The sequence below is a fragment of the Streptomyces sp. NPDC104814 genome, from assembly GCF_055583185.1.
The window spans coordinates 315,689-339,285 of record NZ_JBVJOL010000003.1 but is presented as its reverse complement, the minus strand read 5'-3'; the positions used below and the strand labels follow the sequence as shown (position 1 = coordinate 339,285).

The window sequence follows — 23,597 nt, the reverse complement described above, 5'->3', positions numbered from 1 at the left end:
CCAAAACCGGCGGCGCGGGGGCGCGGGTACGGTGAATCCGCGACGGTTGCCAGCCGTTCGCGGAGCATGTGAAGGGCTCGTGCAGACTGGCTGGATGCGTACGGAACTCGTCTCTGAACCCGGTGATCCGATCCGCCCCAACGAGGACTTCGCCGCCATCGGAGTACCCGCTTCCGGACAGGGCGGGTCGCTGGTCGTCCTGGACGGGGTGACCCCGCCCCGCAACGGGGACACGGGATGTCTGCATTCCGTCCCCTGGTACACGGCTCGCCTCGGCGGAGCGCTGACCGAACTGACCGTTTCGCTCCCGGATGTTCCCCTGGCGGAAGTCCTTGCCCGCGCCATCGCGCGCGCCTCCGCCACACACGCCCGGACCTGTGACCTTTCTCACCCGCGTACCCCCCAGGCAACCGTGGTGGTGGCGCGGTGGTCCGCAGCCGTCGTCGAGTACCTGGTGCTGTCCGATTCCGCCCTGCTGGTGCAGTCCCCGGCGGGTGCGGTGACAGCGGTCCTCGACGACCGGCTGGCCCGGCTGCCGCGGGCCGCGCTGGCCACGGACGAGATGATCGACGCGCACCTGCGCAACAAGGAGGGCGGCTTCTTCACGGCGGCGGCCGACCCCTCGGTCGCCGGCCGGGCGGTCACCGGCTCCCTGCCGCGCGAGGAGGTGACCGCGCTGGCCGCGCTGACGGACGGGGCGACGCGCTGGGTGGAGAAGTTCGGCGAGGGCGACTGGGCGGACTGCCTCCGGCTGATCCAGAAGGAGGGCGCGCAGGCCCTGGTGGCCCGCGTCCGGTCCCTGGAACGCGCGGACGCGCAGGCCCGCGCCCGTCTGGGCCGCAACAAGACCCACGACGACGCGACGGTGGTCTACGCGGAGTGGTGACCCACGGCCGCGCCGCCGGCGACCTAGGAGGGGGTGGCCGTCACTTCTCCATGCCGCGGTTCAACTGGTGCAGCAGCCGGGCCAGTTCGGCCACCTCGCGGCGGTTCCAGTGGGCGAGCTTGCTGACGTAGCGGGCGCGGCGGGCGTCGCGGACGCTGCTCACCCGGCGGTGGCCCTCCTCGGTGAGGTGGACCAGCCACGCGCGGCCGTCGGCCGGGTCGGGCTCGCGCGCCACCAGGCCCAGCTCCTCCAGGGCCCGCAGCTGGCGGGACATGGTGGCCTTGCCGACGCCGATGTAGGCGGCCAGTTCGGTGGCGCGCTGCCGGCCGCACTCGTCCAGCCGGACCAGCAGGCCGTAGGCGGCCGACTCCAGGTCCGGGTGGACCTCGCGGGCCATCTCGCCCTGGCTGGCGCGGGCCCGGCGCAGGAAAACGGTCAGCTCGCGTTCCAGCGCCAGGAACTCCTGGTCCACACCACTCGGCATCGCCTCGGGTTCGCCCCGATGCTCCGCGCCGTTCGCGTCCTCGTGCACGTCAGTCCCCTGATCCGGTTTCCCGATCCTGAAAGTTTCCGCCAGGCGCACACCATCGCCGCAGCTTGGTCAGTATTTCGCAGGGCTAGACCAACGGCAGCGTCCGCACCCCTTCCCTCTGTGCGGTCTACGTGCGTAGCTTCTTGTACCAGGCCCACGGCTGGCATGCCCACGCCAGTCAGATTCGGGCCACCCTGTGCAGCACGTCGTCCAGCGTTCCCCACCGACGCCCTCGGAGGCACGTCATGCCCGTGCACAGACCCCGTTCCGCACACCGCCGACTGCTCGCCGCGCTCGCTGCGGCCGGCCTCGCGGTGCTCTCCCTCGCCCTGCCCGCGTCCGCCCGGTCAGCCGACGTCCCCACGCGCGGCTCCGCCCACATGGGCATGGGCGTGATCGCCCACGACGGCCAGGGCGGCACGCCCAGCACCGGTGACGCCACCCAGACGGAAGGCGTCGACGTCTCCGGCTACCAGGGCAACGTCGCCTGGTCCACGCTGTGGAGCAGCGGCGTGCAGTGGTCCTACGTCAAGGCCACCGAGGGGACGTACTACACGAACCCCTCCTTCGCGCAGCAGTACAACGGCTCCTACAACGTCGGCATGATCCGCGGCTCGTACCACTTCGCGACACCCGACACCACGGGTGGCGCCACCCAGGCCAACTACTTCGTCGACCACGGCGGCGGCTGGTCCCGCGACGGCAAGACCCTGCCCGGCGCCCTCGACATCGAGTGGAACCCGTACGGCGCCGCCTGCTACGGCAAGACGCAGAGCGGCATGGTCAGCTGGATCCGTGACTTCCTGAACCAGTACAAGGCCCGTACGGGCCGCGACGCCGTCATCTACACGGCGACCAGCTGGTGGACCCAGTGCACCGGCAACTACGGCGGCTTCGCCACCACCAACCCGCTGTGGATCGCCCGGTACTCCACCGATCCGGGCACGCTGCCGGCCGGCTGGGCGTACTACACGATGTGGCAGTACACGTCGTCCGGACCGACGGTCGGTGACCACGACAAGTTCAACGGCGCCTACGACCGGCTCCAGGCCCTGGCCCTCGGCTGACGCCCCGCTACCCGCCCCGCCGACGGCCTTCGGGACGCCGGCGGGGCGCACGTCGGACACGGGCGGCCTCGGGCACCGGCGCGGAGATGCGGGGGCCGCCTTCCGGGCACCGGCTCGGGGATGCGAGGCCCGGGACGGCCGGCGCCACTGGGCCCCGGGGCGGTCCCAGGCGCTGGGGACGCGGCGCCGGCGCCGGGGCGGTCGCCGCCACTGGGTGCCCGGACGGGCCGCGGCGCTGGGGGCGCGGCGGTCGGCGGCCGGGGCCGGTCTGAGGGGGGCGGCGCGGCTGTGCGGACCTGACCGCGGCCCGCCACGGCTGTGGACGGGGACGGGCCCCGGGTCTCCCTCACGGGACCCGGGGCCCTCCCTCGTCCGGCGGCGTCCGTCACGCCGCCACCGGAACCTCCGGCGCCGCCTCGCTCGTGGCGGGTGCGAGCGCCAGCTCCAGGACCTGGCGCACGTCGGTCACGGCGTGGACGTCCAGCTTGTCCAGCACCTCGGCCGGGACGTCGTCCAGGTCGGGTTCGTTGCGCTTGGGGATGATCACGGTGGTCACCCCGGCGCGGTGGGCGGCGAGCAGCTTCTGCTTCACACCGCCGATGGGCAGCACCCGGCCGGTCAGCGACACCTCGCCGGTCATCGCCACGTCGGTGCGGACCAGACGGCCGGAGAGCAGGGATGCCAGGGCCGTCGTCATGGTGATGCCGGCGCTCGGGCCGTCCTTGGGGACCGCGCCCGCCGGGAAGTGGATGTGCACACCCCGGTCCTTCAGATCGCCGACGGGCAGCTCCAGTTCGGCACCGTGGCTGCGCAGGAAGCTCAGCGCGATCTGCGCGGACTCCTTCATCACGTCGCCGAGCTGACCGGTGAGGGTCAGTCCGGCCGCACCGGTCTCCGGGTCGGCGAGGGACGCCTCGACGTAGAGGACGTCACCGCCGGCGCCGGTGACCGCGAGACCGGTCGCCACACCGGGGACGGCGGTGCGGCGCTCGGCCGGGTCCTGGGCGGACTCGGGCACGTGGTGCGGTCGGCCGATCAGGTCGCGCAGGTCCTGCGCGGTGACCGTGAACGGCAGCGCGCGCTCGCCCAGTTCGTGCTGCGCGGCCACCTTGCGCAGCAGACGGGCGATGGAGCGCTCCAGGGTGCGCACCCCGGCCTCGCGGGTGTACTCGCCGGCCAGCTTGCGCAGGGCGTCCTCGTCGAGGGTGACCTCGTCCTTGCTCAGGCCGGACCGCTCCAGCTGCCGCGGCAGCAGGTGGTCGCGGGCGATGACGACCTTCTCGTCCTCGGTGTAGCCGTCGAGGCGGACGATGTCCATGCGGTCGGCGAGCGCCTCCGGGATGGCTTCCAGGACGTTGGCGGTGGCCAGGAACACCACGTCCGACAGGTCGAGTTCGACCTCCAGGTAGTGGTCGCGGAACGTGTGGTTCTGCGCCGGGTCGAGGACCTCAAGCAGGGCCGCCGCCGGGTCGCCCCGGAAGTCCGAGCCCACCTTGTCGATCTCGTCGAGCAGGACCACCGGATTCATCGAGCCGGCCTCCTTGACGGCCCGCACGATCCGGCCGGGCAGCGCGCCGACGTACGTGCGGCGGTGACCGCGGATCTCGGCCTCGTCGCGCACACCGCCGAGGGCGACGCGGACGAACTTGCGGCCCATGGCGTGGGCCACCGACTCGCCGAGGCTCGTCTTTCCCACGCCCGGCGGCCCCACCAGGGCGAGCACGGCACCGCCGCGGCGGCCTCCGACGACACCCAGGCCGCGATCGGCGCGGCGCTTGCGCACGGCGAGGTACTCGGTGATGCGTTCCTTGACGTCGTTCAGCCCGGCGTGCTCGGCGTCCAGGACGGCCTTGGCGCCCTGGATGTCGTAGGCGTCCTCGGTGCGCTCGTTCCACGGCATCTCCAGGACCGTGTCGAGCCAGGTGCGGATCCAGGAGCCCTCGGGCGAGGCGTCGGAGGCGCGCTCCAGCTTGTCGACCTCCTTGAGGGCGGCCTCGCGGACCTTCTCGGGGAGGTCGGCGGCCTCGACGCGGGCGCGGTAGTCGTCGGACTCCTCGCCCTCCGTCTCCCCGTTCAGCTCACGCAGTTCCTTGCGGACGGCCTCCAGCTGGCGGCGCAGCAGGAACTCCCGCTGCTGCTTGTCGACGCCTTCCTGGACGTCCTTGGCGATGGTCTCGGCGACATCCTGCTCGGCGAGGTGGTCACGCAGCTGCTGGGTGGCGAGCTTGAGGCGGGCGACCGGGTCGGCGGTCTCGAGCAGCTCCACCTTCTGCGCGGTGGTGAGGAAGGGCGAGTAGCCGGAGTTGTCGGCGAGGGCGGACACGTCGTCGATGGCCTGGACACGGTCGACGACCTGCCAGGCACCGCGCTTCTTCAGCCAGGAGGTGGCGAGGGCCTTGTACTCCTTGACCAGTTCCTGCACGTGTCCCGGCACGGGGTCCGGCTGTGTCTCGTCGAGCCGCGTGCCCTCGACCCACAGCGCCGCACCCGGGCCGGTGGTGCCGGCGCCGATCCGGACGCGGCCGCGGCCGCGGATCAGGGCGCCGGGGTCGCCGTCGGCCAGCCGGCCGACCTGCTCGACGGTGCCGAGGACACCGGTGCTCGCGTAGGTCCCGTCGATGCGTGGCACGAGCAGGACCTGGGGCTTTCCGGCCTGGGAGCCGGCGGCGGCCTGCGCGGCCTCCACGGCGGCGCGGACCTCGGAGTCGCTCAGGTCCAGCGGAACCACCATCCCGGGCAGCACGACCTCGTCGTCGAGCGGCAGCACAGGGAGGGTGAGCGATGCGGACGTCGAAGCCATGATCTCCCTTTCGGCAGTCAAGTTGAGTTGTACCGACTCAATGCTTGGGCAGCGCGGGATGTTCCCAGACGGATGTTCGCTGTGAGCGATCAAGGAACCGGAGGGGAAGCGGCGGGGATGCGACGGGGAGATGGCGGGCAGAAATGTAATAACTGAAACCTGCTGGCGAGTATTACTCTGCATCCGGGTAAGAGGTGCGGGGACGGGATACGGCGGGGACAAGGAGGCGACCGGGGTGTCGGACACGATCGTGCGGGCCTGGGTGCAGGGGTGGGTCGTCTCGCGGGGCGCGGCCCCGCCGGTGGACGAGGGCTGGGGCTGGACCATCGACGTCGGACGGCCGGACCACGTCGGCCGCCATGTGTTCGCCGGGGTCGGCGACGCCGTGCAGGAGGCCGTCGTCCGCAAGGTGGCGGACGCGGTGACCGGGGCGGGCGTGCAGCTGAAGGCGTTCCGGGATCCGGCCGAGGCCGGCGGCTGGCTCGGCGCCGGCTGGGGGGTCGACCCGGAACCGGGCTGGCTGATGTCCGTCCCGCTCACGGGTTCCGCGGCCCCGCCCGCCGTCCCGGACGGCTACCGCTTGCGCACCTGGACACGGGGCGGCGTGCTCCGCGCCCTCGTCACGGCGCCGGACGGCTCCTGGGCGGCGAGCGGGCAGATCGCGCCGACCGGCCGCACCGCGGTGGCGGACATGATCGAGACCTCGCCGGAGCACCGGCGGCGTGGGCTGGGCACGCTGGTGATGCGCACCCTCCAGCGGGGTGCGGCCGACGCGGGCGCGCGCACGAGCGTACTGGCCGGGACTCCGGACGGGCGGGCGCTGTACGAGACGCTGGGATGGCGGGTGGTGGCACCGCTGACCAGCGCGCGACGCCTGGCGGACTGAGCGACGGCACGGCACGGGGCTGCGCAGTCCGTCACCCACCCGCGTGCGCCACCCGCGTGCGCCGCCCGCGGGCTCGCGCCGGGCCGCCGCCGCTGCTGGGCCGTCTCAGATGCGGCGCCGGCCGCCGTGCGGTGCGGGCGCCGTCCAGCGGCGCAGGCGGGGCCAGGTGGTGATGCCGATGGTCAGCGCCATCGCGTGTCCCCAGCTGGTGAGCGGATCGTAGGAGCTCAGCAGGTCCTGGCCGATGATCAGCGCGACCCAGGCCAGCAGCGGCCAGCGCAGCCAGGGGGTCAGCAGCCCGGCCAGCGCGCCCACCCCCGCGGCGACGCCGAAGCTGATGCCGTAGTCGAGGCGGTGCAGCGAGGTGTCCGGCAGATGGCCGGTGGCCACCGCGACCCCGACCGGCACCTCGGTCGCCAGCGTCGCCAGCACGTGCCCGCACAGGAAGACACCGGCCGTGCGCAGACCGCCGATGCGCCGCTCCAGCGCACTCAGCACGAGCAGGAAACCGAGCGTGTACGGCGAGAACACCCCGCCGGCGATCCACAGCGCACTGCCGACGAGCACCAGCACGGGGTGCCGCGCCAGGTGCGCGACGTCCGTGCTGGACCCCTGCTGCAGCGCCTGCACCACCGCGGGGTCGGCGTACGCGGCGACCAGCGAGGTGACGGCGAGGACCGCGGCGTAGGCGAAGGTGAAGGGGGTCGCCCGGGGAGAGGGCAGCCACTGCCAGGGGCGAACCGCCGGTGGCAGCAGCCGCGAGGGCCGTACCGCCCGCAGCCGGTCACGGGGAGCCGGGGCGGCCTTCGCCGCATCGGCGAGTGGCTCGACGTGTGTCCGCGGGCCTCTGCGCCGGGGCTGGCCGGGCATGCCGTCCAGCAGTTGCGCGAGGCCCGGCAGATCGGCCGGAAGGGGCGCGTCGGCGGGTGCGGTGTCGACCCTCGCAGTGCGTTCCACAGTGAGGAGCTCCTTCCGTCACGGCCCACCTTTCGGGTCCCGACTGCCCGCTGTCTGTGATCCACGCCACGCGTGACCGGATTCTCAGCAACCTCTCAATGTTCTTACGCGTCCGCCGGCCGCCGGCGCTCCAGGGGCGCGGGAGCGCACGGACGCCTCGCCGATCACGCCGTCGCAGGTAATTCCGGTTCCCGCAAAGCCGCGTTCATGCAGGATGGGGTCCATGTCCACGACGTACGACAGTCCCGAGGTCCTGGACCGCCGCGAGGGTCCCTACGGCGAGGTCGTGCTGCGGCGGCACGGCGAGCTGCTGCAGATCATCGCCAACGGCTGCTTCCTGATGGACACCTCCGACGGCCGCAGCGAGCGGCTGCTGGTCGACGCGGCGCTGGAAGCCCTCGGCGACCGCACCGCGCCGCACGTGCTGATCGGCGGTCTCGGTGTCGGCTTCTCGCTGGCCCATGCGGCTGCGAATTCACGGTGGGGCCGGATCACCGTGGTGGAAAGGGAATCCGCCGTCATCGACTGGCACCGCACCGGTCCGCTCGGCGGACTCTCCGGCGAGGCACTGGCCGATCCGCGCACCGAGATCGTGCACGACGACCTGGTGGACTACGTCAATGAGACATCCGCCACGTTCGACGCGCTGTGCCTGGACATCGACAACGGCCCCGGCTGGACCGTCACGGAAGGCAACGACGGACTGTACTCACCGGCCGGACTGGCAAGCTGCGTACGGGTGTTGAGGCCCGGCGGGGTGCTCGCGGTGTGGTCGGCCCAGCCGTCTCCGGATTTCGAAGAAACCTTGGGGAATGTCGGGTTCCAGCAGGTGCGTACGGAAGAGATCCCCGTTGCCCGAGGCGTTCCCGACGTCGTGCACCTCGGGATCCGACCTGAATAGCAAAGCCGTGGTGACTCCCCGTACGCTGCTTCCCTGACGCCGATCATTCAAGCGTCAATCGCAGTCACGCGCAGACCGAGGGATCACCCCACTGATTCCGGAAAGCACACTTCAGGGGCGGGCGATGGAGCAGACACACACCTCCCAGAGCGGCACGACGGCGAGCCCCGGCGCGCAGCGGCGGGTCCTGGTCGTCGAGGACGATCCGACGATCGTCGACGCCATCGCGGCCCGCCTGCGCGCCGAGGGATTCCTCGTGCAAACCGCGGGTGACGGCCCGGCGGCCGTCGACACCGCCGAGGCCTGGCAGCCCGATCTGCTGATCCTCGACATCATGCTGCCCGGCTTCGACGGGCTCGAGGTCTGCCGGCGGGTGCAGGCACAGCGGCCGGTCCCGGTGCTGATGCTCACCGCCCGCGACGACGAGACCGACATGCTGGTCGGGCTGGGCGTCGGGGCCGACGACTACATGACCAAGCCGTTCTCGATGCGGGAGCTGGCCGCACGCGTGCACGTGCTGCTGCGCCGGGTGGAGCGGGCCGCGCTGGCCGCCGCCACGCCGCGCAGCGGTGTGATGCGCCTGGGCGAGCTGGAGATCGACCACGCGCAGCGCCGGGTCCGGGTGAAGTCGGAGGACGTGCATCTGACGCCCACCGAGTTCGACCTGCTGGTGTGCCTGGCGAACACCCCGCGCGCGGTGCTCTCCCGGGAGCAGCTGCTGGCGGAGGTGTGGGACTGGGCGGACGCCTCCGGCACCCGCACGGTCGACAGCCACATCAAGGCGCTGCGCCGGAAGATCGGCGCCGAGCGGATCCGTACCGTGCACGGTGTGGGCTACGCGCTGGAGACGCCGGCGCCATGAGCGACGGGCGGCCGGCCGCACGACGCCGTCCCAGGGAGCCCTGGGGCGGCGTTCGCCCGTTCTCGATCAAGACCAAGCTGGGTGCGCTGGTCGTCATCGCGGTGCTGATCACCACGGGACTGATGATGATCGCCATGCGCACCCGCACGGAGCTGCGCTTCATCACGGTCTTCTCCATGATCGCCACCTTGCTGATCACCCAGTTCGTGGCGCACTCGCTGACCGCGCCGCTGGACGAGATGAACACCGTGGCCCGGTCCATCTCGCAGGGCGACTACACGCGCCGGGTGCGCGAGAGCCGCTGGGACGAGCTGGGCGACCTCGCCCAGACGATCAATGTGATGGCGGACGAGCTGGAGGCGCAGGACCGCCAGCGCAAGGAGCTGGTGGCGAACGTCTCGCACGAGCTGCGCACCCCCATCGCGGGCCTGCGCGCGGTGCTGGAGAACATCGTCGACGGCGTCACCGAGGCCGATCCCGAGACCATGCGCACGGCCCTGAAGCAGACCGAGCGGCTGGGCCGGCTGGTGGAGACGCTGCTGGACCTGTCCCGGCTGGACAACGGCGTCGTACCGCTGAAGAAACGTCGCTTCGAGGTGTGGCCGTATCTGTCCGGCGTGCTGAAGGAGGCCAACATGGTCGCCTCGGCGCGCGCGGGCATCGCCTCCGGCTCCGGCAGCCACACCCGCGCCGACGTCCATCTGCACCTGGACGTCTTCCCGAGCGACCTGACCGCACACGCCGACCCGGAGCGCATCCACCAGGTCGTGGCGAACCTCATCGACAACGCGGTCAAGCACAGCCCGCCGCACGGCCGGGTCACGGTCCGGGCGCGCAGCGGGAAGGCGCCCGGCTCGCTGGAGCTGGAGGTCCTGGACGAGGGACCCGGCATTCCGAAGTCGGAGTGGCACCGCGTCTTCGAGCGGTTCAACCGGGGTGTGGTCACACGGCCGCACGGTCCCGGCAGCGACGGCGGCACCGGGCTGGGCCTGGCGATCGCACGCTGGGCCGTGGACCTGCACGGGGGCCGCATCGGGGTGGCCGAATCCGAGCGAGGTTGCCGGATTCTTGTCACTCTTCCGGGAGACCCAACCGTTCAAAGTTGACGTAGGGTTCGAAGCGGAGCCTCAAGATCCACGAGCATCCGCGCCGACGGACACGTGTGATCAGGCACACGGCCCGCACGCTGCACGCGGCGGGCCCCCGTTGCCGTACCCCGGCACGCCTCTTTCACACCGGAACCACGCTTGTTTCCCGCCATTTCAAGCCCCGAAACACGGGCTGAGATGTGACTTACGCGACGATGAACGGGCCCGGCCTGACCTTCACCCTCAGGGAGGCGTAGCCTTTATTCCCGCTGTCCATCACCTTGTGAAGCGGAAGAGGGCGGTTGCCGCCGTGTCGCCACAGTCCCCCAGTAACGCATCGAGCGCACCTACGACCGACGCCGACCAAGCGGGAAAGAACCCCGCTGCTGCGTTCGGTCCGAATGAGTGGCTCGTCGACGAGATCTATCAGCAGTACCTCCAGGACCCGAACTCGGTAGACCGTGCCTGGTGGGACTTCTTCGCCGACTACAAGCCGGGGGCCGCAGGAGCCCCGGTTGCGTCGGGCGGCGCGGCCGCGGGGGCCGCGCAGACCCCCACCACGACGCCCCCCACCCCGGCCCCGCAGGCCGCCGCGCCGGCCGCTCCGGCGCCGAGCGCCGCTCCGGCTCCCGCGGCTGCGAAGCCCGCGGCCGCCGCTCCGGCCAAGGCTCCCGCCCCCGCGGCGAAGGCCGCCCCCGCCCAGGCTCAGCCGGCGCGTCCCGCACAGGCGCCCGCTCAGCCCGCGGCGAAGGCGCAGCCCGCCAAGGAGGCGCCGGCCGGCCCGGAGCTCGTGACGCTGCGCGGTCCGTCCGCCGCGGTCGCGAAGAACATGGACGCCTCGCTGGAGATGCCGACCGCCACCTCGGTGCGCGCGGTCCCGGTGAAGCTGCTCTTCGACAACCGCATCGTCATCAACAACCACCTCAAGCGCGCCCGCGGCGGGAAGATCTCCTTCACGCACCTCATCGGGTACGCGATGGTGCAGGCCATCAAGGCCATGCCGGCGATGAACTGGTCGTACCAGCTCAAGGACGGCAAGCCGACCCTGGTCAAGCCGGAGCACGTCAACCTCGGTCTCGCCATCGACCTGGTCAAGCCCAACGGCGACCGCCAGCTCGTCGTCGCGGCGATCAAGAAGGCCGAGACGCTGAACTTCTTCGAGTTCTGGCAGGCCTACGAGGACATCGTCCGCCGCGCCCGCGACGGCAAGCTGACGATGGACGACTTCACCGGTGTCACGGTCTCCCTGACCAACCCCGGCGGCCTCGGCACCGTCCACTCCGTGCCGCGCCTCATGCCCGGCCAGTCGGTGATCATGGGCGTCGGCTCCATGGACTACCCGGCGGAGTTCCAGGGCACCAGCCAGGACACCCTGAACAAGCTCGGCATCTCGAAGGTCATGACGCTCACGTCGACCTACGACCACCGGGTCATCCAGGGCGCCGCCTCCGGCGAGTTCCTGCGGATCGTCGCGAACCTCCTCCTGGGCGAGAAGGGCTTCTACGACGACATCTTCGAGGCGCTGCGCATCCCCTACGAGCCGGTCCGCTGGCTCAAGGACATCGACGCCAGCCACGACGACGACGTCACCAAGGCCGCCCGCGTCTTCGAGCTGATCCACTCCTACCGGGTCCGCGGCCACGTCATGGCCGACACCGACCCGCTGGAGTACAAGCAGCGCAAGCACCCCGACCTGGACATCGTCGAGCACGGCCTCACCCTGTGGGACCTGGAGCGCGAGTTCGCCGTCGGCGGCTTCGCCGGCAAGTCGATGATGAAGCTGCGCGACATCCTCGGCGTGCTGCGCGACTCGTACTGCCGCACCACCGGCATCGAGTTCATGCACATCCAGGACCCCAAGCAGCGCAAGTGGATCCAGGACCGTGTGGAGCGCCCGCACTCCAAGATGGAGCGCGAGGAGCAGCTGCGCATCCTGCGCCGCCTGAACGCCGCGGAAGCCTTCGAGACGTTCCTGCAGACGAAGTACGTCGGCCAGAAGCGCTTCTCGCTGGAGGGCGGCGAGTCCGTCATCCCGCTGCTGGACGCGGTCATCGACTCCGCCGCCGAGTCCCGGCTGGACGAGGTCGTCATCGGCATGGCCCACCGCGGCCGCCTGAACGTGCTGGCCAACATCGTCGGCAAGTCGTACGCGCAGATCTTCCGCGAGTTCGAGGGCAACCTCGACCCGAAGTCGATGCACGGCTCCGGCGACGTGAAGTACCACCTGGGCGCCGAGGGCACCTTCACCGGCCTGGACGGCGAGCAGATCAAGGTCTCGCTCGTGGCCAACCCCTCGCACCTGGAGGCGGTCGACCCGGTCCTGGAGGGCGTCGCCCGCGCCAAGCAGGACATCATCAACAAGGGCGGCACGGACTTCACGGTCCTGCCGGTGGCGATCCACGGCGACGCGGCCTTCGCGGGCCAGGGCGTGGTGGCCGAGACCCTGAACATGTCGCAGCTGCGCGGCTACCGCACCGGCGGCACGGTCCACATCGTCATCAACAACCAGGTCGGCTTCACCGCGGCCCCCGAGTCCTCGCGTTCCTCCATGTACGCGACGGACGTGGCCCGCATGATCGAGGCCCCGATCTTCCACGTGAACGGCGACGACCCCGAGGCCGTCGTCCGCGTCGCGCGGCTGGCGTTCGAGTTCCGCCAGGCGTTCAACAAGGACGTGGTGATCGACCTCATCTGCTACCGCCGCCGCGGTCACAACGAGTCGGACAACCCGGCCTTCACCCAGCCGCTGATGTACGACCTGATCGACAAGAAGCGCTCGGTTCGCAAGCTGTACACCGAGTCCCTGATCGGTCGCGGCGACATCACCCTGGAAGAGGCCGAGCAGGCGCTGCAGGACTACCAGGGCCAGCTGGAGAAGGTCTTCACCGAGGTCCGCGAGGCCACCTCGCAGCCGGCCGGCGGCGACGCCGCCGAGCCGCAGGACGGCTTCCCGGTCGCGGTGCCGACCGCGATCTCCGCGGAGGTCGTCAAGCGGATCGCCGAGTCCCAGGTCAACGTGCCCGACCACATCACCGTCCACCCGCGTCTGCAGCCGCAGCTGCAGCGCCGGGCGGCCATGGTCGAGGACGGCACGATCGACTGGGGCATGGGCGAGACCCTGGCGTTCGGTTCGCTGCTGCTGGAGGGCGTGCCGGTCCGTCTGGCGGGCCAGGACTCCCAGCGCGGCACCTTCGGCCAGCGCCACGCGGTCATCATCGACCGCAGCACCGGCGAGGAGTACACGCCGCTGCAGTACCTCTCCGAGGACCAGGCGCGGCTGAACGTCTACAACTCCCTGCTGTCCGAGTACGCGGCGATGGGCTTCGAGTACGGCTACTCGCTGGCCCGCCCGAACGCGCTCGTGCTGTGGGAGGCCCAGTTCGGCGACTTCGTCAATGGCGCCCAGACGGTGGTGGACGAGTTCATCTCCTCCGCCGAGCAGAAGTGGGGCCAGACCTCCGGCGTCACGCTGCTGCTGCCGCACGGCTACGAGGGCCAGGGCCCGGACCACTCCTCGGCCCGCCCGGAGCGGTTCCTGCAGCTGTGCGCGCAGAACAACATGACGGTCGCCATGCCGACCTCCCCGGCGAACTACTTCCACCTCCTGCGGTGGCAGGTGCACAACCCGCACCACAAGCCGCTGGTCGTCTTCACGCCCAAGTCGATGCTGCGTCTGAAGGCCGCCGCGTCGAAGGCGGAGGACTTCACCACCGGCGAGTTCCAGCCGGTCATCGGTGACTCCTCGGTGGAGGCGAGCGCGGTCCGCAAGGTCGTCTTCTGCTCCGGCAAGGTCTTCTACGACCTCGACGCCGAGCGCAAGAAGCGGGGCGTCACGGACACCGCAATCCTCCGTCTGGAGCGCCTGTACCCGCTGCCGGGTGCGGAGCTGCAGGCCGAGATCGCGAAGTACCCGAACGCCGAGAAGTACCTGTGGGCCCAGGAGGAGCCGGCCAACCAGGGCGCCTGGCCGTTCATCGCCCTGAACCTGATCGACCACCTGGACCTGGCGGTCGGCGCGGACATCCCGGCCGGCGAGCGCCTGCGCCGCATCTCGCGTCCGCACGGCTCGTCCCCGGCGGTCGGTTCGGCCAAGCGGCACCAGGCCGAGCAGGAGCAGCTCGTGCGCGAGGTGTTCGAGGCGTAACCGCTCCGGCGGGTCGTACGTGACCGGGCCGCACCCCTGCTCAGGGGGTGCGGCCCGGCCGTTTGCGCCCACTTATCCTTGACCTCATGTACTTCACCGACCGTGGCATCGAAGAACTGGAGAAGCGGCGCGGCGAGGAGGAAGTCACCTTCGAGTGGCTCGCCGAGCAGTTGCGGACGTTCGTCGATCTGAACCCGGACTTCGAGGTCCCGGTGGAACGCCTTGCGACCTGGCTGGCGCGGCTGGACGACGAGGACGACGAGGAGTAGCCGGGCAACACCGCGCGCGTGCGTGCGGGCGCCTGCGTGCCAGGGCCTGCGTGCCAGGGCGCCCACGGGCGCCCTGTGCCGTTTCTGGGGCCGTTCGCGCCGGCGCCGTCCGCGCAGGCGGGTGGGTGCGCTCCTCCAGCCGGCTGTCAGTCGCGCACGCGCGGGTGGGTGCGCTCCTCCAGCCGACTGTCAGTCGCGCACGCGCGGGTGGGTGCGCTCCTCCATCCTCCAGCCGGCGGTCAGTCGCGGGGATGGCTGAGTGCGTACGTCAGGCCCAGTGCGCCGTGGGCCAGCAGCAGCGTCCCCGCCGCCGTCCAGCCGCCGCTGTGCCGGCGCAGGCCCCACAGGGCGAGCGAGAGGCCCGTCGCGAGCTGGGCGACGCCCAGGGCGCGTGCCTGCGGGGTGGTGGCCCAGGGCAGCCAGGGGGCCAGGGCGGCGCGTTCGACCGCGTCCAGCTCGCCGCGCAGTGTCTCGCGCAGGGTGTGCGCCTGAAGCTCGCGGACGCCGGGGTGGCGCAGGGCGGCCTGCCGCAGCCGGTCGCCGGGGGCGCCGGGGTCGAGGCCGGACGGCAGGGTGACGCCGGCCCGGGTGAGGACGGCGAGGAGGCCGCGCAGCCGGGCGCGGGCGTCGGCGGCCGCGTCGGGGCGGGTGAGGTGGTCCAGGGCCTGCACGTCCAGGACGGGGTCGAGGCCGAGCCGGGCGGCGAAGGTACGCATCGCCTCGTCCTCGCCGGCGGCGGTGCCGTTGGCCAGCCAGACGTACCCGACGGGGCGGCGGAACCCGGAGGCGAGGGTGTAGCCGGCGCGGTCGGTGTCCCACCACAGGGCGAGTACGGGCCAGGGCGCGGCGACGGCGAGGGCGGTGGCCCAGCCGGTGAGGACCCGGTCGACCGGTTCGCCGCCGTCGCGCCAGGGACGCCCCTCGGGCACCAGGACGGTCCACCCCTCGCCGGCCCCGGCGAGCAGCATGGGCTCGCGCAGCAGGTGGGCGGTGGGGGTGACGGCGGGGGGTGCGGCACGGCAGAGCAGCAGCCCGCCGGACGCGGCGCCGCCGGGCGGGCGGCCGCGGCCAGGGGCGTCTTCCGTCGGCATGTCCCCACGCTAAGGCCGTGCCGCCGTCCCCCGCTCTCCCTGATCACCAGAACGGGTGTCTTGACTTCCCGCCACCGCGATATATCGTGAATCACGTAAGACGCGATATGGCGTGTCGAGGAGGTCGAGGAGGTCTCCCATGTCCGAGTGGTCCGTCGCAGAGCCGCAGAAGCTCACCTTCGACGAGCCGGTGAGCGAGCTCCATGTGCGCATCGTCAGCGGCACGGTGAACGTGGTGGGCACGGACGAGGGTGCCGCCCGCCTGGAGGTCTCCGAGATCGACGGGCCGCCGCTGCTGGTCACCCAGCAGGGCGGCACCCTGACGGTGGCGTACGAGGACCTGCCCTGGAAGGGCTTTTTGAAGTGGCTCGACCGCAAGGGCCGGCGGCGCAGCGCCGTCGTCTCCCTCGCCGTGCCCGCGCACACCCGGGTGGAGGTGGGCGTCGTCGGCGCCGAGGCCGTGGTGTCCGGGATCGACGGCCGCGCCGAGGTCAAGGGGGTCACCGGGGACACCACCCTGGTCGGTCTCGGCGGCCCGGTGCGCGCCGACACCGTCTCGGGGAACGTGGAGGCGCAGGCCCTGCGCGGCGATCTGCGCTTCAACTCCGTCTCCGGCGACCTGACCGTGGTGGACGGTTCCGGTTCAGCGGTCAGAGCGGATTCGGTGAGCGGTTCGATGATCGTGGACCTGGACCCCGCCGGCCATCCCACCGACGTCAGTCTGACCAGCGTCTCGGGTGAGATCGCCATCCGCCTGCCGCATCCGGCGGACACCCGGGTGGAGGCGAACACCGCGAGCGGCTCGGTCTCCAACGCCTTCGAGGACCTGCGCGTCACCGGCCAGTGGGGCGCCAAGCGGATCACCGGCCGGCTCGGCGCGGGCAGCGGCCGGCTGAAGGCGACCACCGTCTCCGGCTCCATCGCCCTGCTGCGACGGCCCCTGGCGGAGGACGAGCCCTGGGAGGCGCGGCCGTACGACGACGGCCCGGCCGCGGGCTCCGGCGGCACCTCGGGGGAGAATTCCGTTTCCGGTCCGGGCGCGGGTGGATCCGGTGCCCCGGCCGACGGCACGACCGACAAGAAGGTGCTCTGAGATGCCTCCCGTCTTCGCCCACGGCCGCCTGCGTCTGTACCTGCTGAAGCTCCTCGACGAGGCCCCCCGCCACGGCTACGAGGTGATCCGCCTCCTGGAGGAGCGCTTCCAGGGGCTGTACGCGCCGTCGGCCGGCACCGTCTACCCGCGGCTGGCGAAGCTGGAGGCCGAGGGCCTGGTCACCCACACCACCGAGGGCGGCCGCAAGGTGTACGCCATCACCGACGCCGGCCGCGCCGAGCTGGCCGACCGCAGCGGGGAACTGGCCGATCTCGAGCTGGAGATCCGCGAGTCGGTCGCCGAACTGGCCGCCGAGATCCGCGCCGACGTGCGCGGCGCCGCGGGCGACCTGCGCCGCGAGATGCGCGCCGCGGCGAGCGAGGCCCGCCGCGGCCGGACGAGCCGCGCCCAGGACGCCCCGGACCTGTCCGGCCTCGGTGAGGGCGACGAAAGGGAGGCGTGGCGCGCCGCCAAGGAGGAGATGCGCCGCGTCAAGCAGGAGTGGAAGGAGCAGGCCCGGCGCGCCAAGGACGAGAGCCGCCGGGCCCGCGAGGAGGCCCAGCGGGCCCGGCGCCAGGCCAAGGAGGCCCAGGAGCAGGCCCGCGCCCAGGCGCAGGAGGAGCTGCAGCGCATCGCCCACCGGGTGCAGGAGCACGTGCAGGACCACTTCGCGCGCGGCGACTGGCCGACCGGCGTGAAGGAGGGGCTGACCGAGCTGGCCAAGGAGTTCGGCGACTTCGGCAAGGACTTCGGCAAGGACTTCGGGTGGGGCTACACGGCCCCCGGGAAGCCGTCTGCGCAGCCGGAGTACGAGCGGACGCCGGAGGACTTCCCGGCCGTGTACGAGCCCTCCTGGGCCCATGAGCCCCTCACCGGCGAGCCGGCCCGTGACCTCGACCGGCTCCTGGACCGCTTCCGCGACGACATCCGCGACGCCGCCCGCGACCACGGCGTGGACGCCGACCAGCTGCGTGACGCGCGCCGCCATCTGTCCACGGCGGCCGCCCATATCGGGGCGATACTGCGCTCGCCGAAGGTGTGACGGGACGGCGGGGCCGGTTCAGCCGGCCTTCGCCTCTCCCCCGCCGTACAGCACCCGGCTCACCGACGTGTGCGTCACCCCGTGGTCGGCGAGCACCTCGCCCGCGATCCCCGGCAGGACGGTCAGTGCCAGCAGCAGATGCTCGTCGCCGATGCGCCGGTCCCGCCGCGCGAGCGCCATCCGCAGCGACTTCTCCAGCACGTCCTTGGCTCCCCGGCCGAAACTCGGCCGCCGCCCGGACCGCCACCGGCCGTCCCCGCTGTCACCGGCCATGGCCCCGACGCCGTGCGTCTCCTCCACACGGGCCACGATCTCGGACACATCGATCCCCAGCCCCGCGAGGGCGTCCGCGTCGGCCCGGGTGAGTCCGCCGCGCCGCCGCGCCTCACCCACGTCCCGCCGCACCGACTCCCGCCACCTCTCGCCGCCCAGAGCAGCGAGCGCGAACGCCCCACGGCTGCCCTCCCGGTCGAGCAGGGCGATCAGCAGATGCCCGGCATCGACGCTCTGTGCGCCTTCCCGGCCCGCCTGGGCCACCGCCCCCTGGACGACGTCCCGGGCGTCCTTGGTGAACCGCTCGAACATCAATGCCTCCCGTACTTCTTGTGCACGGCCTGCCTGCTGACCCCGAGCTCCGCGGCGATCTCCTGCCACGACCAGCCCTGGTTCCGGGCGCTGCGCACCTGCACCGCCTCCAGCTGCTCCAGCAGCCGGCGCAGCGCGGCCACGGCCCGCAGTCCCACCCGCGGATCCCGGTCTCCCGCCCGCTCGGCGAGATCGGTGGCTTCACTCATGCAGTCAACCTACGTTGACATCTGCGCCCTGTCAACAGAAGTTGACAGCAGGGGCGCGAAAAAGGCGGGCCCGACCCGCGGACCCGCCTTGCCGCACACCCTCGGGAGGACTTCCCCCCTGTCAGGAGTTGGTGAGCACGACCTTCCCGAAGAGCTCCCCGGACTCCATCCGCTCGAAGCCCTCACGGGCCCGGTCCATGGGGAGCACCTCGTCGATGACGGGCCGTACGCCGGTGGCGGCGCAGAAGGCGAGCAGATCCTCCAGCTCGTCCTTGGTGCCCATGGTCGAGCCGACGATCTTCAGCTCCAGGAAGAAGATCCGCGTCAGCTCCGCGTGCGAGGGCCGGTCGCCGCTGGTCGCCCCGGAAATGACGAGCGTGCCCCCGGGCCGCAGCGACTTCACGGAGTGGGACCAGGTGGCGGCGCCCACGGTCTCGATGACCGCGTCCACCCGCTGCGGCAGCCGCGCCCCCGACTCCAGGGCCTCCACGGCGCCGAGCTCCAGCGCCCGCTTCCGCTTGGCCTCGTCCCGGCTGGTCGCGAAGACCCGCAGCCCGGCGGCCTTGCCGAGCACGATCGCCGCGCTGGCGACACCTCCGCCGGCGCCCTGCACCAGCACGGAGTCGCCGGGCCGTACCCCGGCATTGGTGAACAGCATCCGATACGCCGTCAGCCACGCGGTCGGCAGGCAGGCGGCCTCCTCGAACGACAGCTCCTTCGGCTTCGGCAGCACGTTCCAGGTGGGAACGGCCACCTGCTCGGCGAAGGTTCCCTGGTAGCGCTCGGTCAGGATCGACCGGGGCTCCTTGGGCCCGACACCGTGGCCGCTCTGGCCGATCACGGAGTGCAGGACGACCTCGTTGCCGTCCTCGTCGACACCCGCGGCGTCACAGCCGAGGATCATCGGCAGCTTGTCCTCTGCGAGGCCCACGCCGCGCAGGGACCACAGGTCGTGGTGGTTGAGGGAGGCGGCCTTGACATTGACGGTGCTCCACCCGGGACGGACCTCGGGAGCGGGGCGTTCCCCCAACTCCAGTCCGTTCAACGGCTGGTCGCGGTCGATTCGAGCGGCATAGACAGCGAACATGCCCCCGACGATAGGTTCCCCACGGCCCATACGGAACGCCACCGCGCTGTGACACACACCCTCTTGCGCACCGCCCCCCGACAAGCGGTGGCCGCACACGGCGCAACCGTCCACCGGACGGAAACGGGCCGCCGCAGGCGAAAACGGGCCGCCGCAGGCAAAAAAGGGGCGTGGGAAACTGCGCGACCAGCCACAACGCACCCGCAGACGAACAACGACCCGGCGCCGCAGGCACAACGCACGCGCCGCCGGCAGGCACAACGCGAACGACCCCGCCCACCCGGGACGGGGTCATCGGCAAAGCCGGTCAGGCCGGCGCAGCGACAGGCGTTACCGCCGAGCCACACCCTCCGCCCGAGCCGCAGCCGCGACCGCCGCGGTGACGGCCGGGGCGACCCGCTCGTCGAAGGGCGACGGGATGACGTAGTCGGCCGCCAGGTCGTCCCCGACGACCGACGCCAGCGCCTCGGCCGCCGCGATCTTCATGCCCTCGGTGATCCGCGTGGCCCGCACCTGCAGCGCGCCCGCGAAGATGCCCGGGAACGCCAGCACGTTGTTGATCTGGTTCGGGAAGTCGGACCGCCCGGTCGCCACGACCGCCGCGTACTTGTGCGCGACGTCGGGGTGGACCTCCGGGTTCGGGTTGGCCATGGCGAACACGAACGCGCCCTCGGCCATGGACGCCACCGCGGCCTCCGGCACCGTGCCGCCGGAGACGCCGATGAAGACGTCCGCCCCGGCCAGCGCGTCCTCGAGCGACCCGCTCAGCCCGGCCTTGTTCGTGAAGGACGCCAGCTCACGCTTCACGGAGGTGAGGTCCTCACGGTCCGAGGAGACGACACCCTTGCGGTCGGTGACGGCCACGTCCCCGATCCCGGCCTCGATCAGCATCTTCGCGATGGCCACACCGGCCGCACCCGCGCCGGAGATGACGGCGCGCAGCTGCCCGATCTCCCGGCCGCTCAGCCGCGCGGCGTTGCGCAGCGCGGCGAGCGTCACCACGGCCGTACCGTGCTGGTCGTCGTGGAAGATCGGGATGTCCAGCCGCTCCTGCAGCTTCCGCTCGATCTCGAAGCACCGCGGCGCCGAGATGTCCTCGAGGTTCACACCACCGAAGGACGGCGCGAGGCGCACCACGGTCTCGACGATCTCGTCGACGTCGGTGCAGGCGAGCGCGATCGGCACCGCGTCGACGCCGCCGAACTGCTTGAAGAGGATCGCCTTGCCTTCCATGACCGGAAGGGAGGCCTCGGGGCCGATGTCCCCGAGTCCCAGCACCGCCGTGCCGTCGGTCACCACGGCGACCACGGACGACTTCCAGGTGTAGTCGTTGACCAGCTCCGGCTGCTCCGCGATCGCGGTGCACACGCGCGCGACGCCGGGGGTGTACGCGAGGGACAGGTCGTCCTTGTCGCGGACCGGCACGGTGGCCTGCACGGCCATCTTGCCGCCACGGTGCAGCGCGAACACCGGATCGAAGGAATCGAGGGGCTCCGCACCGCCCTCCTGATCCGCTTTGCTCTCGCTGCGAGGATTGACGATCTCCGCTGCCACTTTCTCTTTACCCCTTAAGTGTTCATGGTTTGAGGGTTTGTGACCGCCCCTGGTGAGGGGCGGGCGGGCACCGCGTACGGCCCGGTTTGACTGATGCGTACGGGCAGCTACGCGACGGGCGCGCCGCACACGCGCCCTGAGCCCCGGATGAGGGGTGTAAAGAACCTTCTTACCCGACGGACGGTGTCGCCGACGAGTCGATACCGCGAAGGTCACACGTCAGACGCATGGCGCGGCTTCGCTCATGGCCGAATATGCGGACAAGGTCTGGACAAACCCTCAACACAGACTCAAGCGGACACGTCCAGGCCGCACCTGTGGCCCACATCGTGAGATGCGCCGAAGATCTTCCGGCCGGAAGCCTGGATTCCCGCAGAACATGCGCTGTGATGTACCGGAGTGATGCGGTTCGGGTGTCGCCCGTTATCCGATTTTGACATGGCGAGTCACCTGAATGTCGGAGTCCGAATGGCAAGATGCCGTAATCACACGAGGTCGCGACACTCGAAGGTGTGTGTTCTCGTCGACCCATCGGCACTGCCGTAACCATCGGCACCATCCATCCCGCCGGAGGAACCCACGATGACCGCAAGCTCCACCCGTCGTACGACCGCCGCGCACTCACGGCTAGCAGCGGTCGGTGCGATCGCGGTCGCAGGCGCACTGCTGCTCACCGGCTGTGGTGACCAGACCAAGAAGGACAGCGGTTCCCAGAGCAGCGGCGGGGCCTCCACCAACGCTCCGCTCGCCGACCTGCTCCCCAAGTCCGTCCGTGACAAGGGTGTCATCAAGGTCGGCTCGGACATCGCGTACGCGCCGGTGGAGTTCCGGGACAGCTCCGGCAACACGGCCGGCATCGACCCCGACATCGCCGACGCCCTGGGCAAGCAGCTCGGCGTGAAGTTCCAGTTCGAGAACGGCACCTTCGACACCCTGATCACCGGTCTGCGCTCCAAGCGCTACGACATCGCCATGTCCGCGATGACCGACACCAAGGACCGCCAGCAGGGCATCGACGCGGACACGGGCAAGAAGGTCGGCGAGGGCGTGGACTTCGTCGACTACTTCACCGCCGGTGTCTCGATCTACACCCAGAAGGGCAAGGACCAGGGCATCAAGACCTGGGCCGACCTGTGCGGCAAGAAGATCGTGGTGCAGCGCGGCACGACCTCCGAGGACCTCGCCAAGGGCGAGGCGAAGAAGTGCCCGGCGGGCAAGACGCTGTCGATCGAGGCCTTCGACACCGACCAGCAGGCCCAGACCCGGCTGCGCGCGGGCGGCGCCAACGCCGGCTCCTCCGACTTCCCGGTCGCCGCGTACGCGGTGAAGACCTCCGGCGGCGGCAACGACTTCCAGATCGTCGGCGACCAGGTCGAGGCCGCCCCGTACGGCATCGCCGTCGCCAAGGGCAACACACAGGTGCGCGACGCCCTGAAGGCCGCGCTGGACGCGATCATCAAGAACGGCGACTACAACAAGATCCTCCAGAAGTGGGGCGTCACGGCCGGTGCCGTGAAGCAGGCCGCCGTCAACGGCGGCAAGTGACCGCTCGTACGCATCTGCGGGCACTGAAAGGCAGCACCCGTGACTGTTGACATAGACAAGACGACGGAACCGGCGGCCACCCCGCCGGCCGGTGCGGAGGCCATCAAGGCCATCCCGGTGCGTCACTACGGACGGTACGTCTCCGCCGTCATCGCGCTCGCCCTGCTGGGCGGCATCGTCTACGCGTTCTCCCAGGGCAAGATCAACTGGGGTGCGATTCCCGACTACTTCTTCAACCACCGCGTGCTCAGCGGCGTGGGCAACACCCTGCTGCTGACCATCCTGTCCATGCTGATCGGCGTGGTCGGCGGCATCGTGCTCGCGGTGATGCGGCTGTCGAAGAACCCGGTGACCTCGTCGATCGCCTGGTTCTACATCTGGTTCTTCCGCGGCACCCCGGTGCTGGTCCAGCTGATCGTCTGGTTCAACCTGGGTCTGGTCTTCGAGTACATCAACCTCGGGCCGATCTACAAGGACGAGTGGTCGGACTTCATGACCCCGTTCCTGACCGCGCTGCTCGGCCTCGGCCTCAACGAGGCCGCGTACATGGCGGAGATCTGCCGCGCCGGGCTGCTCGCGGTCGACGAGGGCCAGACGGAGGCGGCGCACGCGCTGGGCATGAGCCACAGCAAGACGCTGCGCCGGATCGTCATCCCGCAGGCGATGCGCGTGATCGTGCCGCCGACGGGCAACGAGGTCATCAACATGCTGAAGACGACCTCGCTGGTCTCGGTCGTCCAGTACTCCGAGTTGCTGCGCGTCGCGCAGGACATCGGTCAGACCTCCGGTGCCCCGGCCGAGATGCTGTTCCTGGCCGCCGCCTGGTACCTGCTGCTGACCTCGGTGTTCAGCGTGGGCCAGTACTACCTGGAGCGCTACTACGCCCGCGGCTCCACGCGCCAGCTGCCGGCGACGCCGTGGCAGAAGATCAGGAAGAACGTGCTCTCCCTGTCCGGCCGGAAGGGGGCCACGGCATGACCGACAAGATGGCGAAGCCGG

The 23,597-nt window shown here is 71.2% G+C and carries 20 protein-coding genes; 12 read left to right on the top strand and 8 right to left on the bottom strand.

Annotated features, from left to right (window positions below):
• Positions 1 to 94: 94 nt before the first annotated feature.
• Positions 95 to 886, top strand: a complete 792-nt coding sequence (locus ACZ64A_RS14665; protein WP_469810560.1) for a protein phosphatase 2C domain-containing protein — start codon at positions 95 to 97, stop codon at positions 884 to 886.
• A gap of 40 nt (positions 887 to 926) precedes the next feature.
• On the opposite strand, the gene ACZ64A_RS14660 is transcribed toward ACZ64A_RS14665, so the two are convergent.
• Complete coding sequence (locus tag ACZ64A_RS14660) at positions 927 to 1,418, bottom strand: MarR family winged helix-turn-helix transcriptional regulator (RefSeq protein WP_469810559.1); 492 nt, start codon at positions 1,416 to 1,418, stop codon at positions 927 to 929.
• Between the two features lie 245 nt (positions 1,419 to 1,663).
• Here ACZ64A_RS14660 and ACZ64A_RS14655 point away from each other — a divergent pair, with 245 nt between their 5' ends.
• Positions 1,664 to 2,485: a lysozyme gene (locus ACZ64A_RS14655; RefSeq protein ID WP_469810558.1), complete on the top strand. Its 822-nt coding sequence runs from the start codon at positions 1,664 to 1,666 to the stop codon at positions 2,483 to 2,485.
• A gap of 385 nt (positions 2,486 to 2,870) precedes the next feature.
• On the opposite strand, the gene lon is transcribed toward ACZ64A_RS14655, so the two are convergent.
• A complete protein-coding gene (gene lon, locus ACZ64A_RS14650; protein ID WP_469810557.1) occupies positions 2,871 to 5,285 on the bottom strand; it encodes an endopeptidase La in 2,415 nt (804 codons plus the stop codon).
• A gap of 235 nt (positions 5,286 to 5,520) precedes the next feature.
• On the opposite strand from lon, the gene ACZ64A_RS14645 reads away from it, so the two are divergent.
• Positions 5,521 to 6,171, top strand: a complete 651-nt coding sequence (locus ACZ64A_RS14645) for a GNAT family N-acetyltransferase (RefSeq protein ID WP_469810556.1) — start codon at positions 5,521 to 5,523, stop codon at positions 6,169 to 6,171.
• A 105-nt stretch (positions 6,172 to 6,276) separates the two neighbouring features.
• Here ACZ64A_RS14645 and ACZ64A_RS14640 read toward each other — a convergent pair whose 3' ends face one another.
• A complete protein-coding gene (locus ACZ64A_RS14640; RefSeq protein WP_469810554.1) occupies positions 6,277 to 7,128 on the bottom strand; it encodes a rhomboid-like protein in 852 nt (283 codons plus the stop codon).
• Between the two features lie 223 nt (positions 7,129 to 7,351).
• Between ACZ64A_RS14640 and ACZ64A_RS14635 the strand changes: the two genes are divergently transcribed.
• The 5 genes from ACZ64A_RS14635 (at position 7,352) to ACZ64A_RS14615 (ending at position 14,392) form a co-directional block, all read left to right on the top strand.
• The gene (locus ACZ64A_RS14635; protein ID WP_469810553.1) at positions 7,352 to 8,029 is read left to right on the top strand and encodes a spermine/spermidine synthase domain-containing protein; all 678 of its coding nucleotides are present in this window, start codon (positions 7,352 to 7,354) and stop codon (positions 8,027 to 8,029) included.
• 124 nt (positions 8,030 to 8,153) lie between these two features.
• Positions 8,154 to 8,891 (top strand): response regulator transcription factor, encoded by a 738-nt coding sequence (locus tag ACZ64A_RS14630; protein WP_469810551.1) that lies wholly within the window; start codon positions 8,154 to 8,156, stop codon positions 8,889 to 8,891.
• Positions 8,888 to 9,997 carry a sensor histidine kinase gene (locus tag ACZ64A_RS14625; RefSeq protein ID WP_469810550.1) on the top strand — a complete coding sequence of 370 codons (1,110 nt, stop codon included), beginning with the start codon at positions 8,888 to 8,890 and terminating at the stop codon, positions 9,995 to 9,997. The genes ACZ64A_RS14630 and ACZ64A_RS14625 overlap by 4 nt, the downstream gene beginning before the upstream one ends.
• 292 nt (positions 9,998 to 10,289) lie before the next feature.
• Positions 10,290 to 14,123, top strand: coding sequence for a multifunctional oxoglutarate decarboxylase/oxoglutarate dehydrogenase thiamine pyrophosphate-binding subunit/dihydrolipoyllysine-residue succinyltransferase subunit (locus ACZ64A_RS14620; RefSeq protein ID WP_469810548.1), 3,834 nt, complete (start codon positions 10,290 to 10,292; stop codon positions 14,121 to 14,123).
• 86 nt (positions 14,124 to 14,209) lie between these two features.
• Positions 14,210 to 14,392, top strand: a complete 183-nt coding sequence (locus ACZ64A_RS14615) for a DUF6104 family protein (RefSeq protein WP_005312030.1) — start codon at positions 14,210 to 14,212, stop codon at positions 14,390 to 14,392.
• A 239-nt stretch (positions 14,393 to 14,631) separates the two neighbouring features.
• Here ACZ64A_RS14615 and ACZ64A_RS14610 read toward each other — a convergent pair whose 3' ends face one another.
• Positions 14,632 to 15,483 carry a hypothetical protein gene (locus ACZ64A_RS14610; protein WP_469810547.1) on the bottom strand — a complete coding sequence of 284 codons (852 nt, stop codon included), beginning with the start codon at positions 15,481 to 15,483 and terminating at the stop codon, positions 14,632 to 14,634.
• Between the two features lie 139 nt (positions 15,484 to 15,622).
• On the opposite strand from ACZ64A_RS14610, the gene ACZ64A_RS14605 reads away from it, so the two are divergent.
• Both ACZ64A_RS14605 and ACZ64A_RS14600 read left to right on the top strand, forming a co-directional pair.
• Entirely contained in the window at positions 15,623 to 16,576 is a 954-nt protein-coding gene (locus ACZ64A_RS14605; protein ID WP_469810545.1) for a DUF4097 family beta strand repeat-containing protein, read from the top strand.
• 1 nt (position 16,577) lies between these two features.
• The gene (locus ACZ64A_RS14600) at positions 16,578 to 17,618 is read left to right on the top strand and encodes a PadR family transcriptional regulator (protein WP_469810544.1); all 1,041 of its coding nucleotides are present in this window, start codon (positions 16,578 to 16,580) and stop codon (positions 17,616 to 17,618) included.
• A gap of 18 nt (positions 17,619 to 17,636) precedes the next feature.
• Here ACZ64A_RS14600 and ACZ64A_RS14595 read toward each other — a convergent pair whose 3' ends face one another.
• From ACZ64A_RS14595 to ACZ64A_RS14580, 4 genes are all read right to left on the bottom strand, one after another.
• A complete protein-coding gene (locus tag ACZ64A_RS14595; RefSeq protein ID WP_469810542.1) occupies positions 17,637 to 18,203 on the bottom strand; it encodes a Clp protease N-terminal domain-containing protein in 567 nt (188 codons plus the stop codon).
• Positions 18,203 to 18,412, bottom strand: coding sequence for a helix-turn-helix domain-containing protein (locus ACZ64A_RS14590; protein WP_014674937.1), 210 nt, complete (start codon positions 18,410 to 18,412; stop codon positions 18,203 to 18,205). Before ACZ64A_RS14590 ends, ACZ64A_RS14595 begins: the two co-directional genes overlap by 1 nt.
• Before the next feature lie 121 nt (positions 18,413 to 18,533).
• Positions 18,534 to 19,499 carry a zinc-binding dehydrogenase gene (locus ACZ64A_RS14585; protein WP_469810540.1) on the bottom strand — a complete coding sequence of 322 codons (966 nt, stop codon included), beginning with the start codon at positions 19,497 to 19,499 and terminating at the stop codon, positions 18,534 to 18,536.
• Between the two features lie 330 nt (positions 19,500 to 19,829).
• The gene (locus ACZ64A_RS14580; RefSeq protein WP_469810538.1) at positions 19,830 to 21,053 is read right to left on the bottom strand and encodes an NAD(P)-dependent malic enzyme; all 1,224 of its coding nucleotides are present in this window, start codon (positions 21,051 to 21,053) and stop codon (positions 19,830 to 19,832) included.
• 582 nt (positions 21,054 to 21,635) lie between these two features.
• On the opposite strand from ACZ64A_RS14580, the gene ACZ64A_RS14575 reads away from it, so the two are divergent.
• Together ACZ64A_RS14575 and ACZ64A_RS14570 are read left to right on the top strand one after the other, a co-directional pair.
• The gene (locus ACZ64A_RS14575; protein ID WP_469810537.1) at positions 21,636 to 22,598 is read left to right on the top strand and encodes an ABC transporter substrate-binding protein; all 963 of its coding nucleotides are present in this window, start codon (positions 21,636 to 21,638) and stop codon (positions 22,596 to 22,598) included.
• Between the two features lie 39 nt (positions 22,599 to 22,637).
• Positions 22,638 to 23,576: an amino acid ABC transporter permease gene (locus ACZ64A_RS14570; RefSeq protein ID WP_469810535.1), complete on the top strand. Its 939-nt coding sequence runs from the start codon at positions 22,638 to 22,640 to the stop codon at positions 23,574 to 23,576.
• The last annotated feature ends 21 nt before the right edge of the window (positions 23,577 to 23,597 follow it).

Excerpts from the sequence above, each read along its gene's own strand:
- ACZ64A_RS14665 (WP_469810560.1), top strand. The coding sequence starts at position 95 with ATGCGTACGGAACTCGTCTCTGAACCCGGTGATCCGATCCGCCCCAAC.
- ACZ64A_RS14655 (WP_469810558.1), top strand. The coding sequence starts at position 1,664 with ATGCCCGTGCACAGACCCCGTTCCGCACACCGCCGACTGCTCGCCGCG.
- lon (WP_469810557.1), bottom strand. The coding sequence starts at position 5,285 with ATGGCTTCGACGTCCGCATCGCTCACCCTCCCTGTGCTGCCGCTCGAC.
- ACZ64A_RS14635 (WP_469810553.1), top strand. The coding sequence starts at position 7,352 with ATGTCCACGACGTACGACAGTCCCGAGGTCCTGGACCGCCGCGAGGGT.
- ACZ64A_RS14630 (WP_469810551.1), top strand. The coding sequence starts at position 8,154 with ATGGAGCAGACACACACCTCCCAGAGCGGCACGACGGCGAGCCCCGGC.
- ACZ64A_RS14625 (WP_469810550.1), top strand. The coding sequence starts at position 8,888 with ATGAGCGACGGGCGGCCGGCCGCACGACGCCGTCCCAGGGAGCCCTGG.
- ACZ64A_RS14615 (WP_005312030.1), top strand. The coding sequence starts at position 14,210 with ATGTACTTCACCGACCGTGGCATCGAAGAACTGGAGAAGCGGCGCGGC.
- ACZ64A_RS14610 (WP_469810547.1), bottom strand. The coding sequence starts at position 15,483 with ATGCCGACGGAAGACGCCCCTGGCCGCGGCCGCCCGCCCGGCGGCGCC.
- ACZ64A_RS14605 (WP_469810545.1), top strand. The coding sequence starts at position 15,623 with ATGTCCGAGTGGTCCGTCGCAGAGCCGCAGAAGCTCACCTTCGACGAG.
- ACZ64A_RS14600 (WP_469810544.1), top strand. The coding sequence starts at position 16,578 with ATGCCTCCCGTCTTCGCCCACGGCCGCCTGCGTCTGTACCTGCTGAAG.
- ACZ64A_RS14595 (WP_469810542.1), bottom strand. The coding sequence starts at position 18,203 with ATGTTCGAGCGGTTCACCAAGGACGCCCGGGACGTCGTCCAGGGGGCG.
- ACZ64A_RS14590 (WP_014674937.1), bottom strand. The coding sequence starts at position 18,412 with ATGAGTGAAGCCACCGATCTCGCCGAGCGGGCGGGAGACCGGGATCCG.
- ACZ64A_RS14585 (WP_469810540.1), bottom strand. The coding sequence starts at position 19,499 with ATGTTCGCTGTCTATGCCGCTCGAATCGACCGCGACCAGCCGTTGAAC.
- ACZ64A_RS14575 (WP_469810537.1), top strand. The coding sequence starts at position 21,636 with ATGACCGCAAGCTCCACCCGTCGTACGACCGCCGCGCACTCACGGCTA.